Annotated in this window: 12 protein-coding genes; all 12 read left to right on the forward strand. The window is 41.3% G+C overall.

The features are described from left to right. Position 1: 1 nt before the first annotated feature. Positions 2-439: a MauE/DoxX family redox-associated membrane protein gene (locus tag R2Q84_RS20190; protein ID WP_316818408.1), complete on the forward strand. Its 438-nt coding sequence runs from the start codon at positions 2-4 to the stop codon at positions 437-439. A 352-nt stretch (positions 440-791) separates the two neighbouring features. After that, positions 792-2,057, forward strand: coding sequence for an aminotransferase class I/II-fold pyridoxal phosphate-dependent enzyme (locus R2Q84_RS20195; protein ID WP_316818409.1), 1,266 nt, complete (start codon positions 792-794; stop codon positions 2,055-2,057). 62 nt (positions 2,058-2,119) lie between these two features. Then, on the forward strand, positions 2,120-2,725 hold the full coding sequence (locus R2Q84_RS20200) for a TetR/AcrR family transcriptional regulator (RefSeq protein ID WP_316818410.1): 606 nt from the start codon (positions 2,120-2,122) through the stop codon (positions 2,723-2,725). Positions 2,726-2,816: 91 nt separating this feature from the next. Beyond that, positions 2,817-3,401: a GNAT family N-acetyltransferase gene (locus tag R2Q84_RS20205; RefSeq protein ID WP_316818411.1), complete on the forward strand. Its 585-nt coding sequence runs from the start codon at positions 2,817-2,819 to the stop codon at positions 3,399-3,401. A 40-nt stretch (positions 3,402-3,441) separates the two neighbouring features. Next, positions 3,442-4,389 (forward strand): helix-turn-helix transcriptional regulator, encoded by a 948-nt coding sequence (locus R2Q84_RS20210; RefSeq protein WP_316818412.1) that lies wholly within the window; start codon positions 3,442-3,444, stop codon positions 4,387-4,389. A gap of 77 nt (positions 4,390-4,466) precedes the next feature. Beyond that, complete coding sequence (locus tag R2Q84_RS20215) at positions 4,467-6,308, forward strand: ATP-dependent nuclease (protein WP_316818413.1); 1,842 nt, start codon at positions 4,467-4,469, stop codon at positions 6,306-6,308. A 187-nt stretch (positions 6,309-6,495) separates the two neighbouring features. After that, positions 6,496-8,913 carry an ATP-binding protein gene (locus tag R2Q84_RS20220; protein ID WP_316818414.1) on the forward strand — a complete coding sequence of 806 codons (2,418 nt, stop codon included), beginning with the start codon at positions 6,496-6,498 and terminating at the stop codon, positions 8,911-8,913. 215 nt (positions 8,914-9,128) lie between these two features. Continuing rightward, complete coding sequence (locus tag R2Q84_RS20225; protein WP_316818415.1) at positions 9,129-10,004, forward strand: RteC domain-containing protein; 876 nt, start codon at positions 9,129-9,131, stop codon at positions 10,002-10,004. A gap of 147 nt (positions 10,005-10,151) precedes the next feature. Beyond that, on the forward strand, positions 10,152-10,706 hold the full coding sequence (locus tag R2Q84_RS20230) for a hypothetical protein (RefSeq protein ID WP_316818416.1): 555 nt from the start codon (positions 10,152-10,154) through the stop codon (positions 10,704-10,706). A gap of 36 nt (positions 10,707-10,742) precedes the next feature. Then, positions 10,743-11,093, forward strand: coding sequence for a DUF4134 domain-containing protein (locus R2Q84_RS20235; RefSeq protein ID WP_316818417.1), 351 nt, complete (start codon positions 10,743-10,745; stop codon positions 11,091-11,093). A gap of 2 nt (positions 11,094-11,095) precedes the next feature. Next, positions 11,096-11,443 (forward strand): DUF4133 domain-containing protein, encoded by a 348-nt coding sequence (locus R2Q84_RS20240; protein ID WP_316818418.1) that lies wholly within the window; start codon positions 11,096-11,098, stop codon positions 11,441-11,443. Continuing rightward, the gene (locus R2Q84_RS20245; protein WP_316818419.1) at positions 11,440-13,914 is read left to right on the forward strand and encodes a TraG family conjugative transposon ATPase; all 2,475 of its coding nucleotides are present in this window, start codon (positions 11,440-11,442) and stop codon (positions 13,912-13,914) included. The genes R2Q84_RS20240 and R2Q84_RS20245 overlap by 4 nt, the downstream gene beginning before the upstream one ends. Positions 13,915-13,918: the final 4 nt, after the last annotated feature.

The raw sequence follows: 13,918 nt of genomic DNA on the forward strand, positions 1-13,918 counted from the left end.
GATGAAGAAAAAGGAATTATTAATAGAGGCAAGCTGTGCTCTATTTATCCTGCTTATGGTATACGTGGCGAGCAGCAAGCTGATAGATTTTTCGACTTTCAGGGTTGAATTGGGCAAATCGCCCGTGCTCACTTTGTTTGCCGGTTATGTAGCCTGGTTTATTCCGCTGGTAGAAATTGTGATTGCTATGATGCTGTGTTTTGACAAAACAAGGATGTCGGGCATTTATGCCTTTGTAACGCTGATGACCATGTTTACTGCGTATATAGTAATGATACTGAACTACAGCAGTTACATTCCGTGCTCATGCGGGGGGGCACTCCAGAACATGAACTGGACGCAGCATTTATGGTTTAACGTGGGTTTTGTGCTGCTTGGCTGCATCGTTGTATTGCTTTATCCTGAACCTAAATCGAAAATTTTGAAAGACGACCTATGATCTCTCTAATACTAACAAAGAAAAAGAAAGCCAAGCATAAACGAGAAGTGAAGAAAAGCAAAAGGAGAGCCGGACGAAATAAGAAATAAAAGTGTGGGGAGCTTGGATTCTAATGAGCGTTAGTTTCCAACTAGCTTCCCCGCTTTTTCTGTTTGCTAATCATAAATGGAGAGTTCAATTTATCATAAACCCATTGCTTATAGGAATCGGCAGCTAGTTTATTATGGATAATTACCATGTTTTAATTGGTGCATCAGATGGTGTTTATAGTTTTTTTAAAAAAGTTGTGTTAATTCACCACTTTGGGTAAACTCCTGGCTTAGTTTAGCTTTCCTAACTAAATTATTATTGTATGAAAATCGATTTTGCTACTGCGTCGTTTAAGGATTTTGAAGATCCTGCTGGTTTGGATGCTTTTGGGAGGGCGGGTTATTTTAATGAGTTTTTGGATTATTTGGAGGGGGAGGAAAGGTTGAATTATCGTTTTGAGACGGTTTCTTCGGCTGGGCCGGTGGTGGATTTGTTTATTCCAGCTTTTGGAGGTAAGGGGTCTTATGTGAGTTTGGTGTCGAATGATTATCTGGGTTTTTCTCAGCATCATTTGGTGAAGAAGGCGGCGGTGTTTGGGATTCAGTATTATGGTACGGGTACGGGTGCTTCTCCGGCGATTGGGGGGCATTTTTCGTTTCATAGGGAGTTGGAGGAGAAGATTGCGGCTTTTTTTAGGCGTGAGTCGGCGATTATTTATACCACGGGGTATACGGCGAATTCGGCGACTTTGCTGGCGCTGATTGGTAAGGAGGATTTGGTGGTAACGGATATGAAGATTCATGCGAGTATGTTTGAGGGGTGTATGGGTAAGAATCAAAAGACTTTTCGTCACAATGATCTGGAGCATCTGGAGCTGATTCTTAAGGATGCTAGGGATAAGTATAAGACGCGTTTTGTGGTGGTGGATGGGGTGTATTCGCAGGATGGTGATTTGGCTTTGCTTTCCGAGATTGTGGAGTTGGTGCACCGGTATGAGGGCTATGTGATTATGGATGATGCGCATGGGGTGGGTGTGATCGGGGAGACTGGTCGTGGGGTGATTGAGCTTGATGATTTGTATCAGCAGGTGGATATCATTACGGGTACTTTTTCCAAGACTTTTGGGCATTTGGGTGGTTATGTGGTGGCTGATCCTGAACTGATCCGGTTTTTGAAGTTTCAGAGTCGTCAGCATTTGTTTTCGGTTACGGGTACGCCTGCTTCGATGGGGATTTTAAAGGCCATTGAGTTGATTGATGAGGAACCGGAATGGAAGGATTTGCTTTGGGAGAATGTGGATCGATTTACTTTGGGGCTGAAAAGTCTGGGACTCGATATTGGTAATACCCGCTCCGCGATTGTTCCGGTAAAGATCGGGGATATGGAATTGACAAATAAAGTGTCGCGGCATTTGCTCCGGGCGGGTGTGTATGCTAATCCGATTATGTATCCTGCGGTGTCGAAGAAGGATACGCGGATCAGGATGAGTTTGATGGCGACGCATACGGCTGCGCATATTGATCAGGTATTGAATGCTTTTGAGGATGTGACAAGGAAGTTGCCGATCCGGAGGGTGGAAGAGGTTTAAGTATGGATCAGCAGCAAGGTGTCAGGAAAAAGCGCGGGCCGAACCGTTCCCGTGATCCGGAGGTGACCCGGCAGATGCTGATTGATGCGGTGGGTGATATTTTGCGAGAGGACGGATGGCGTGGTCTTGGGGTGAATAAGATTGCTTTTCGGGCAGGTGTGGATAAGAAGATGATTTACTGGTATTTTCAGAGTTATAACAATTTGCTTAGGACTTATATCAAGAGTAAAGATTTCTGGATACCGGTGTTTGAGAAGTTTCAGTCGGAAGGTGCGGAGCTGGATCAGGAGTTACCAGATTTTATCCGTTCGATCTTTACGGAGCTGTTTAATGTATTTTACACTGAACCCGAGATGCAGACTTTTATTCATTGGCAGATTTCAGATTCCAGACCGGTATTGCGGGAGATTTCAGAGGAACGAGAATTTCAGGGTGCAAAGATCGCCGCGATGACAGATCCGCATTTCAAAGGAACGGGTTTTAATTTCCGGGCGGTGCTGGCGCTGATCTTAGGCGGGGTATATTACGTGGTCTGGCATGCGAAGATGAATCAGACTTCTGTTTGTGGGATTGACATCAATGTGGAGAAAGACCGTTTGGATCTGATCCGTTCCATCGGGCAGATCATTGACTTGGTTTGGGATGCAGCGGGGAAAGAAGTGGCCTAGTTGTTTGGTAATTGTGTATTGATTTAAAAAAAAATGCCTATCGGATATTTTTACAATTTTTGTTTTTCATCGGATTATTGATGTATGGGGTATGAAGATCATTAAAGCGAAAAAAGCAGATAAGGACAGGGTAGTGGAACTGTTATCCCTGTCCTTTAAAGAGAATTTAAGTGTGGCTTACCTGACTGGCTCAGGTAATGGTGCCGTTTTGCGGGTACGGAGGTTGATGAGCTATGCTTTTGAGGTTTGCTTTCGGTTTGGGGTGGTCTGGATGACGGAGAAAAGGGATGCCTGTGCACTGGTGTTATACCCACACTTGAAAGGTTTTTCGCTTTATGGGATATGGCTTGATTTGAAGCTGATTGGTGGCGTGATCGGGATGTTCAGGTTAGCTAAGGTGATGAAGCGGGAGCGGCTGATTAATGCGTGTCATCCTGATACGGCATTTGCTTACCTCTGGTTTATCGGGGTAAACCCCTGGGTACAGGGGCGTGGTGTAGGTTCAGAATTACTCGCAGCGGTACTGGCAGAATCGGCTTTGTTGGGATTGCCGGTATATCTGGAAACTTCAACGCTGAAGAATGTTCCTTGGTATGAAAAGCGGGGTTTTAAGGTTTTTCATGAAATGGATCTGGGGTATAGACTTTTTCTCTTGAAAAAGGAGGTTGGGATCTGAAGGTAGATTTGAATTGCTTTATTTCATTTATAGCTATCCTATGTATGTATTTAATACCGAGATGTATGTGCTGACATTCATCATTTGTTTGCTTGAATTTGGGATGTGTTGTTACCAGTTGGTGCATTACCTTTCAAGACCGGAGGATAAAAGACGTTTGTGGTATCTGGTGTTATTGGTACTGTTGATTGTGTATAATGTAACTGGTGGTTTGTTTCCCGATCCGCGTTATCGTTTGCCACTAGTATTGCAGAATATCATCGCTTATGGCAGTGGCTTTTTAATGGCGGCTTATTTTCCGTATTATTTCTATAAGGCTTTTAACCTGAAAGCTTTGCGTTTTCATGCTTTGTATGGTGTCTTTTTGTTTTTACTGTTGCCTTACGTGGTGTGTTTTTGGGTGGTTTATCCAGTGTTTGGTAAACTGGAACTGGCGACCAGTTACGGGATGATTGTTCCCGGTGTTTATTCCATTGTGCTTTTGTATGTCATGCTTCGCGCGATCTGGGTTAGGATGAGGGTAAGAAGTGCTTCAGCTTATCCTTATAGTAAGATGGAAATGTTCTGGGTTTATGCTGCTGTATCTCCTTGGGCTTGTATGGCAGCTTTTTCTTATTTTCAGGTTAGTCAGTTGATTGAAGTATTGGTGACCAATTCGGGCTTTCTGATTATTACGGTGCTTTTTATTGCAAGGATTGTGAAATGGGAGCGGATCCGGGATGAACAGCTGGAGGCGAAGTATATGGTGGGAAGCGGAGCTTCTGTGTTTGAGTGTAATTGTGCTTTTTTCGGGTTAACTAAAAGGGAGGTGGAGATTACTTTACTGATTAGTCAGGGCAAGCAGTATAAGTATATCGCTGATGATCTGTTTATTTCACTGGATACGGTAAAAAGCCATGTGAAGAATATTTTTAGGAAGGTGATGGTGAATGATAAAACAGAGTTGGTATATAAGTTAAACCTAGAGAGTGATAGGGCGGTGATTTAATGTTCATTTTGTTTAATAAATTTTTTATCTCTTTAGGATATTGTACCTTGTAATTTCTAACCATCTAAAACCTCTCTATGAAGATAGATTACTTCTTTATTAAAGGCTTCCGTAGGATAAAGGAAGCTAAAATACTTTGTGGCGAAGCTACATTTTTAATAGGCGAAAATAATATAGGCAAAAGTACAATACTTAAAGCTATGGAAATATTTTTCTCTGCCGAAACTAAACTTCCAGACCATGATTATTTTAAAATTGATGAGATTGATTTTCAAGTCGATGAAATTGTATTTGAGGCGAAGTTTTATGATTTACCAGATGAATCAAATAATTGGAGAGGATTTAAGGGGCGTGTCATTTCGGAAATGATAAATTCTCAACAAAGTAACTGCTTATATTATCGAAAGAGCTTTCCCAGAGGGGGGAATTTGAAAAGGGAGATGAAGACTTGTACAAAGTCAATAAAGGAAGAATATAAACAATGTAAATCCTTGAATGATTATGTCTCTGTTGGGATTGCCGAAGAAATTATTAAAGAATGTTTTGGGGAAGATACTGACTGGTCAAAAAACCTTACCGCGAAGGATAAGGAACGTTTAGATTTAATTTCTGAATTATGGGATGTGGATGAAACAGAAAATGATTGGGCAAATAACCCTGGCGGTATTGAAGGAAATATATCCATTAAACTTCCGAAATTTCTTTTGATACCCGCTGAAAATAGGAAAGAAGAAATTGAGGCTACTGGTGGTGCATTGCAAAAAACTATGAAAGAACTCTTTGACGAGGTTCGAGGAGCATCGGAAAATTATCAGCAAGCACAACATTATTTAAATCTACTAGCTCTTGAGCTTGACCCTGAGGACAATCAAAAAGAATTTGGAAAAATGCTTGTCGATATTAATAAAATCATTGGCGGGGTGTTCACAGATTCTAGAATTCATATTTCAACCAATCTAAGCGATCCTGGTTCATCCATTCGACCTTCTTTTGATATTGAAATGTCAAGTAACGTTAGGACTAAGCCAGAACGACAAGGTATGGGAGCGATTCGTTCTACGGTTTTTGCCCTTTTAAGATATAGAGAACAGTTCGTGGAAAGAAAACGACAACAAGGAATTGAAATAAGGCCTTTAATTATTGGTTTTGAAGAGCCTGAAATGTATTTGCATCCAAATGCAGCTAGTTTAATGAGAGAAAAGTTATATGAATTAGCAACATCATCAAATTCTAAAATTATCTGTACTACGCACTCTCCTTACATGATTGATTTGAGTAGAAAGATTGATGAAGATTCTTATCCAAAGCAAGTACTTAATTTGTTGAGTTTAAAAATTGATTTTGAACATAATATATCTGTAACTAATATTTTTCCATTTAACACAACAAAAGCTTTTAAGGAACTTCAAAATGAAGATAAGCAGTTTGTTAAGTTCCTTTTAAAAATAGACGATAGTATTGCGAAGGTTTTCTTTTGTAGACGGGTGATAATAGTTGAAGGTGACACAGAAGAATTATTAATAAAAGAAACGATTCAGAGATTGCCTGAGGAAAAGATGAAAGCTTTTTTATGTAATTATCAAATTGTTAAGGCTAGGGGGAAAGCAGTTATTATATCATTAGTAAAGTATCTACATATATTAGGTATTGAACCTTTTGTAATCCATGACGAGGATACAGAAGAAGGAGCTGTGAAATTTAACAACCCTATTTTAGTTAGTCTTAATAATTTAGAAAATAGAAGGTTAATGATTAAATATACGATTGAAGATATACTTGGTTATCCTGAGCCTAAAACCGAAAAGCCATATAAAGCATATAAACACATCAATGAAAATTGGGGGGAAGATTGGGCAGGTGTTCATATAGGTTGGAAAACACTATTTGAGGAGAGAATCTCGCCGGAGCTGTTTAATTAATTCAAATTTTACATCTAAATATATGTGATTTTGGGGGTAGACCAAAATAATATTGGCCTATTTATATAACTATTAAAGTGGTCAACAAGTCTTTATTCAAAGTGAAGACAGGAGTGAAGATGCAATTAGGAAGGAATTTCATATAGCATCCAGTAGTCAATTAACGTTAATAAAATTTAATAAGAAGATGATAGAGGATACCTGGCGGGTAGAAACGCAGCTACAGCTTGAAACTAGTGCGATCTATAAAGAATTTAAATTAAAAGCTGGAATAGATCCTGCAGGAAAACAAGTTCTAGGCTTGGTCGATGATACAGTACAATATGCATTCCAAGCTACGAAAACTGTATTGATTCATATGGGGGAATACACCCTGCACGATGGAGATCATCTATTTAGGGTGCTTAAACTCATGGAGAAAATAGTACCTCCACCCACTATTCAACTTTTGTCAGTACCTGAATTGTTATTACTAATATTAACAGCATTCTTTCATGATATTGGCATGGCTGCTTCTAATAAAGATGTTTCTTCCTGGGCTTCAGTCTGGAATGATGAGCTGTTTAGAGATGAAAGCGATGAACAGTATTTGCTGTTCAAAAAATACTGTCAAGGTTTTCCTTCAATAATGGCTGATATAGAGTTCTGCATTGCAAGTGGAAATTTAACCAAAGCGGGCTTGCTTCAAAAACATTTGATTTCGGAGTATATTAGGTCAACGCATGCTGAACGCGCACGGTCAATTATTGAATCAGAGTGGGAAGGAAAGATTAAATACCGCGACATAGATTTAACTAACGAATTTGCGCAATTGTGTTTTAGCCATAACGATGATGCTTCCACATTGCTGGATATGGATACATCGTTATTGTGTGGCCCTGGTGTGTATGCTTGTTTACCTTTCGTAGGGGTAGTGTTACGTCTAGCAGATATATTAGATTTTGACGCTAAACGGACACCTCCTGTGCTATTATCTCATTTATTCGTCCGTAATCCAGTTTCTATTCGTGAGTGGCAGAAACATCGAAATGTGGATGCCTGGGATATCAACAGTACAATTATAAGATTTCAAGCGAGATGCGAACACCCGGCTATTGAAGTTTCTATTAGGGAATTTTGCAATTTAATTGATCGAGAATTGGCAACATCTAATACTATTCTTAATCGTCTTGTCGATTCAATTCGTAATCCATTTCCAGAGCATTATAAGATTAATCTCCCGCTTAATGTTGATCGAACAAAGATTGGCCCAAGAAAAATGTCCAATGGTAGACCATTTTATACCTATCAAGAAACCAAATTCACTCTTAACAAAAAACAAGTCATTGACTTGTTGATGGGGACAAAATTGTATGGTCAGCCTGATGTTGCGCTAAGAGAACTAATTCAGAACTCAATTGATGCTTGTCTTTTACGCAAGGCAATGGCTGAAAGTTGGAAAAATCCATATCGACCACAAATAATAATTAAATACTATAAAACGGATGGTGATTATTTAGTAGTAAGTGATAATGGAACCGGTATGGATTTGGATATTGTGAATAGATACTATTCCAGCGTAGGTACTTCTTATTACAAGTCTTCTGAATTTTATGAGTTAAAAGCAAAAGTCAATCTCGAGTATACCCCAATTTCAAAATTCGGTATTGGGGTGCTTTCCTGTTTTATGGTTTCCGATTCGCTAAAGGTAAATACTAAACGTTTAAAAGGACCTTATGAATCAGGAGAGGCTTTGGAAATTATTGTGGAAGGACAGGACAGTGTTTTTTGGGTTCGTGAAGGTATGTTAACAGAACCAGGAACAAGTACAGAACTCATTTTAAGAGCAGAACATCCATGGAGATTTTATGACGATAATAAGTTCATTGAATCCATATGTAAATTAATACCTCATCCCCCATTTCCAATCATTATAGAGACTGGTACAAGAACGGAAACCCATACGGGAGAAAGTTTTAAAAATTTGAGTTTGGATGACTTGCGTGATTACTATTGGAAACAGGATGCGAATATTAGGGAGTTAAGTTTTGATATTTCAAACAATGACTATGGAATATATGGCAAAGGAATGGTGGCAATCCTTGATAAAAAGGGCACGCCAGTGTCAGAGATTTCTCTAACGGCGAAAGAAGTTAACGTTGATGGCACAGATTATACTTTGGATAAAGCGATCAAGTACAATACTAATGAAATTAGGAAAACTTCGACCACAATTGAGATAGACGAATCTGGAGAACCACAATTAAGTAATTCATCAAATAAGCTAGCAGCTTCAAAAGCAATTATTGCGCTCCATGGCATTGAAGTTCCATTTGATCTTTTTCCAGATTATTGGAGTGCTAAAAATCAACAGGTAAAGTTGGAGTGGCCTTTACCTGTTCGTATTGTAATTGATATCAGCGGTGATCATGATCTAAGTCTTAATTCTGCAAGAAATGGAATCATTTTGGACGAAAAGTGGGTAAGGTTTGAAGAAAGTTTAGCTTTTGTTATTTGTCAGCAAGTTTCATCGAGTCTTACAGAAGAATACTGGAAGAAGCTGAAAATTATATTATTAGAGCAATGTCAAAGCGATCAATTTACAGCGGCTTTAAATAAATTTTAATGGAATGACTCGATTACGCATATAGCACTTTATGACACCTTAGTTGCTAAATGAAATTCAGAAAAGATCTTCAATTGTTTTACTAATAAGGCATAATTCACCATATGGTGGTAGCCTCTCTTGCCTGAAATTCCTACTATCGTGGTATTTATAAGGACTATTGTAATTTAGATTTTTGTGTGGATGGTGATGGTACCATCCCTAAATCTAATTCTATGACCAACCAATTCTTAAATGAATGTTTCCAGGAACTGCTTACTCAGCTGGAAGAAACTAAAGCCGCGAAGCTTAATCCTCTACAGCAGGTGACTACGTCACTGCGGCTGATCAAAACTGCGATTTCACGGATCAGGGAAGCTTTACAAGATTATACTTTTAATGAAGAATTGACTGAAATCAGGCTGAATAAGTACTGGATGGTGCGGTTTTATGCGCTGTTTATTTACCAGACGGAATGTTTTCGTGTGATGGACAGTTTGCCAAAGGGGGGCGTCAAGGTTAAATGTAAGCATTATCAGAAACATCAGAAGGCTTTGCAAAGGCATTTGCAGGATTATTCGATCTGGTTCGGGTATTATAAAAATGAGCTGGAGATCTTTGATGGAGCTTTGTTTCGTGGGCGTGGGGCTGATGTACTGTTCTTACCGGAAAGTCCTGATTTCTTTGGACACGAATTGCCGCATTGCAGCTATATTTTTGCGCGTTTTATGGCGTATGAGAAGTTGATTGAAGAATTGGAACTGAAGGTCAATCCTGTTAAAGCTGACGGGGCAAAGGTTTATACCCATGGGTTAACCTGGACGGGAAACAAGGTGAATATAGCGGAACTGGCTTATGGGTTGTATTATGCCGGGCAGTTCAATCATGGCAATGCGGATGTGAGTGATATTTATAGATGGTTGGAGGAGAGTCTGGGGATCAGTGTGGGCAGTGTGCATCGTAAATTCGTTGATCTTCGCCGGAGAAATACTGATAGTCCGACTAAGCTCCTGGATAAGATGCGGGAGGCAATTCACCAAAGGATTGATGAGGATTTAAGGTATAAACCTAACCGGGGGATAAAATTAGCTAAACCTATGGACGAGGATTAAAGCAGTTTAAACTGTGTTTTTTGTCAGCTTCATTAAGAAATTTTAACACTGTGTTATCGTAGTGTTAATCCACTAGGCCGGCTCTTTCAAACTTTGCTTTATCAAATCCCGGTGGTAATGGTGCTTCCCGGGTTAAAGTCAAAGGTTATGTTGTTTCCATTTACAATGCAGGATTTTTTAATTGCTGCGCTCGTGCTGAGCCTGGTCTGGTATGCAGGTGTTTTTTTATGGTTTAATCGCAGAGAAAATCTGGTGCTGAAGTTGGGCGGGGCTGCGGGGGCCGGAACAAAAGTGCGGACTAAGCTTAGGCCTGGTTTACCGGGCAAAGGCTCTGGGGGAGAGTTGGAAGAGGATTTTGCAGTGGAGGGACTCATGGCTAAAGTGAAGTTGCCCGAGGGCATGGAGCTGATCGCTTCTAGTGAACTGCGTTTTTCGGGTATGGCTGGGGAAGCTGCCTCGGGTTCAGTTTATTATGACCAGCTGGGACTGATCCCGGACGTACTGGAGGAGATTAAGGAGGTTTTCGCGATTCTGGCAAAGGAGGATGGGACTAAGCAGGATTTTTTTGGTCTGATGAAGCTGGTTCAGCAGAAGTATCCGAGGATTAGTTCCCATCCGGGGCTTAGTGGGTTGAATGCCTTTATACGGGATCATGCTCCTTTTGCGATTTCGGTTGAAGAGCTGGAGGACCTCTGGGATTAGTTTAGCTGTTTAAGTGTTCATTTTTAAATCCTTTTTATGAAGTTTTATTTCAATTCTGATCGCGGGCGCACGATGGCAAAAACGCTGCTGCTGGGTTTTGTGATCTGCTGTTTTAACTTGTTGTGTTTATTGCCATTAACGCTCTCGGCGCAGGATGGGGTGGCTGGGATCAACCAGGCAACTTCACAGATCCAGCGTTATTTTTCGGCCGGGGCGAACCTGATGTATGCCATTGGTGCGGTAATGGGTATCGTTGGGGCCATTAAGGTCTATAACAAGTGGAATGCTGGTGAGCCTGATACCAATAAGCTGGCGGCTGCATGGTTTGGTTCGCTGATCTTTTTGGTGGTAGTGGTGGCGATTATTGAATCCTTTTTCGGCGTATAGAGATGGCAAGCATGTATCAGATCAATAAAGGGATCAATCGTCCGATTGTCTTTAAGGGCTTAAAGGCGCAGTACATTGCTTTTTTAGCGGTGGGCATGGTACTGTTGTTACTAGGTTTTGTTGGAGGTTACCTTTCAGGGGTGAGTTTGTATGTGCTGCTGCCCGCTGCGCTGGCTTTTGGCAGTGGACTGGTATATGTGCTGACAAGGCTAAGCCATAAATACGGGGAGCATGGGCTGGCTAAGTTTTTTGCTAAACGCGGCTTGCCTGAAGTCATTAAGTTCCGTTCCAGAAGGGTGTTTACTGCCCTGAAATATTCTGCTAACCATATTCATTCTGATGTGTCATGAAGCAGGAGGCAGTGAATTTATTACCGGTGTATAAGGTGGAGCATGGTTGTATCTTATCTTATCAGGGAGACGTAACGATTGCTTACAGGGCGGTTTTGCCGGAGCTGTTTACGCTTTCAGACAGGGAGTATGAGGCTTATCATCAGGCCTGGGTGAAAGCGATCAGGGCTTTGCCAACTTTTTCTGTTTTTCATAAGCAAGACTGGTTTTTGGATGCGGCTTATAAGGCGGATTATGAAACCAGCGGCAGCGGTAACGGTTTCTTGTCCCGTTCTAGCGAGGCGTTTTTTAATGAAAGGCCTTATCTGGATCACGAATGCTTTATTTATTTAACCAAGAAGCCTGCTGGCAGGAAGTTATCCAGCTCAGTTTACAGTAATATCCGAAGGAAGTCACTAGTTCCACCTCAGACAATTGATCCGCTTCTGCATGAACAGTTCCTGGATGCGGCTGGTACTTTTGAGCGTATCTTAAGGGATAGCGGTTTTGTTTCGCTGGAGCGGCTTTGCGATGATGAAATGGCGGGAACGGCCGGTAAGGCTGGTTTACTGGAGCGTTATTGTTTCCTATTAGGCAAGGAGCAGATGCCGGTGATTTCTGATATCCAGGTGCGGGATGGATTGCGTGTAGGGGACAAGCAGCTGGAAATGTATACACTATCGGATGCAGAGGATTTACCTGCTTTATGCGGGAGCAGGATCAATTATGAGAAGTATTCTACGGACCGAACAAAGTTCAGCGTTGGGTTTGCAAGTCCGCTGGGGGCACTTTTATCCTGTAATCATATTTTTAACCAGTATGTGTTTATTGAGGATAGTCAGCTTACGGTTAAAAAGCTGGAGGCTAAGAAACTTCGTTTACAATCACTGTCGGCTTATTCCAGGGAGAATGCGATTGCACGGGATGCGACTAATGATTTTCTGAATGAGGCGGTTTCTACGCAAAAGCTTCCGGTAAAGGCGCATTTTAATGTGCTGGCTTGGTCGGATGATGTGGTAAAGGCCAAAGAGCTGAAGAATTTAGTGGGTACAGCAATGGCGGGGCTTGATGCGGTGGCGAAGTTAGAGACTGAAGGGGCAGCACAGATCTGGTTTGCGGGACTTCCGGGTAATCAGGCGGATTTTCCGATGAATGATACTTTTGATACTTTTTTAGAGCAGGCCACCTGTTTCTTTAACATGGAGACCAATTACAGGTCTTCTTTGAGTCCTTTCGGGATTCGGATGGGTGACAGGCTTACTGGTCGTCCGGTGCATGTGGATATTTCAGATGAGCCGGTTCGGCTGGGCTGGATGGCTAACCGCTCTAAGTTTGTGTGTGCTGGAAGTGGTTCTGGGAAGAGTTTCTTTTGTAACCATCTGGTCCGCTCTTATTATGAGCAGGGGGCGCATGCGATTATTGTGGATATCGGAAACAGTTATAAAGGGCTTTGTGAGCTGGTGGGTGGATATTATTTTACTTATTCAGAACATGACCCTATTTCCTTTAATCCGTTTTATCTGGCTGCTGGTGATCTGCTGGATACCGAAAAGAAGGAAAGTATCAAGAATTTGCTGCTCGCGCTTTGGAAGAAAGATGATGAGCCTTACACCCGCTCAGAATATGTGGCGATCTCTAATGCGCTGAAGTTATTTTATGTGTATCTGGGCCGGCGGCCTGATGTATTTCCTTGTTTCAATAGCTTTTATGAGTTTCTGCTGTCGGAGTATTTGCAGGTACTTGAGGATGGTAAGGTGAAGGAGAAGGACTTTGATGTCGGGAATTTCATGTACGTGCTGAACCCTTACTATCGGGGCGGGGAGTTTGATTACCTGCTGAATGCGACTAAGAACCTGGATATGCTGCATGAGCGGTTTATTGTGTTCGAATTAGATGAGATCAAAGACCATCCGATTTTATTTCCTGTGGTGACACTAGTGATTATGGAATTGACGCTATCTAAAATGCGGAAGCTCAAAGGGGTGCGAAAGCTGGTTTTGATCGAGGAGGCCTGGAAAGCGATTGCGAAACAAGGCACTGCGGAATATGTACAATACCTGTTTAAAACCATGCGGAAGTTCTTTGGCGAGCCTATGGTGGTGACCCAGGAAATTGAAGATGTGATTTCTTCTGCTGTGGTTAAAAATGCAATTGTAAACAATGCGGATTGTAAGATTCTGCTGGACCAGAGTAAGTACCAGAATAAGTTTGACCAGATACAGGAGCTTTTGGGGCTGACTGATAAGGATAAGGCTTTGATCCTGTCAATGAATAAAGCGAATGATCCTAAGTGTAAATATAAAGAGGTGACTTTTATTCTGGGGAGTCATGCTAAAGTTTACCGGACGGAGGTTTCGCTTGAGGAGTATTACGTGTATACCACCGAGGAACGGGAAAAGGTATTGGTGCAGGAGTATGCGGCAAGATATGGTTCTATTCAGAAAGGTATAGCCATGTTGGCTAAGGATGTAAGGGCTGGTAAAATCAAGTAATTAA

Source organism: Pedobacter nyackensis (assembly GCF_032678475.1).
Lineage (GTDB): Bacteria > Bacteroidota > Bacteroidia > Sphingobacteriales > Sphingobacteriaceae > Pedobacter > Pedobacter nyackensis_A.

What these genes read in the sequence shown, in the direction of transcription:
- R2Q84_RS20190 (WP_316818408.1), top strand. Translation starts at nt 2, where the DNA reads ATGAAGAAAAAGGAATTATTAATAGAGGCAAGCTGTGCTCTATTTATC.
- R2Q84_RS20195 (WP_316818409.1), top strand. Translation starts at nt 792, where the DNA reads ATGAAAATCGATTTTGCTACTGCGTCGTTTAAGGATTTTGAAGATCCT.
- R2Q84_RS20205 (WP_316818411.1), top strand. Translation starts at nt 2,817, where the DNA reads ATGAAGATCATTAAAGCGAAAAAAGCAGATAAGGACAGGGTAGTGGAA.
- R2Q84_RS20210 (WP_316818412.1), top strand. Translation starts at nt 3,442, where the DNA reads ATGTATGTATTTAATACCGAGATGTATGTGCTGACATTCATCATTTGT.
- R2Q84_RS20215 (WP_316818413.1), top strand. Translation starts at nt 4,467, where the DNA reads ATGAAGATAGATTACTTCTTTATTAAAGGCTTCCGTAGGATAAAGGAA.
- R2Q84_RS20220 (WP_316818414.1), top strand. Translation starts at nt 6,496, where the DNA reads ATGATAGAGGATACCTGGCGGGTAGAAACGCAGCTACAGCTTGAAACT.
- R2Q84_RS20225 (WP_316818415.1), top strand. Translation starts at nt 9,129, where the DNA reads ATGACCAACCAATTCTTAAATGAATGTTTCCAGGAACTGCTTACTCAG.
- R2Q84_RS20230 (WP_316818416.1), top strand. Translation starts at nt 10,152, where the DNA reads ATGTTGTTTCCATTTACAATGCAGGATTTTTTAATTGCTGCGCTCGTG.
- R2Q84_RS20235 (WP_316818417.1), top strand. Translation starts at nt 10,743, where the DNA reads ATGAAGTTTTATTTCAATTCTGATCGCGGGCGCACGATGGCAAAAACG.
- R2Q84_RS20240 (WP_316818418.1), top strand. Translation starts at nt 11,096, where the DNA reads ATGGCAAGCATGTATCAGATCAATAAAGGGATCAATCGTCCGATTGTC.
- R2Q84_RS20245 (WP_316818419.1), top strand. Translation starts at nt 11,440, where the DNA reads ATGAAGCAGGAGGCAGTGAATTTATTACCGGTGTATAAGGTGGAGCAT.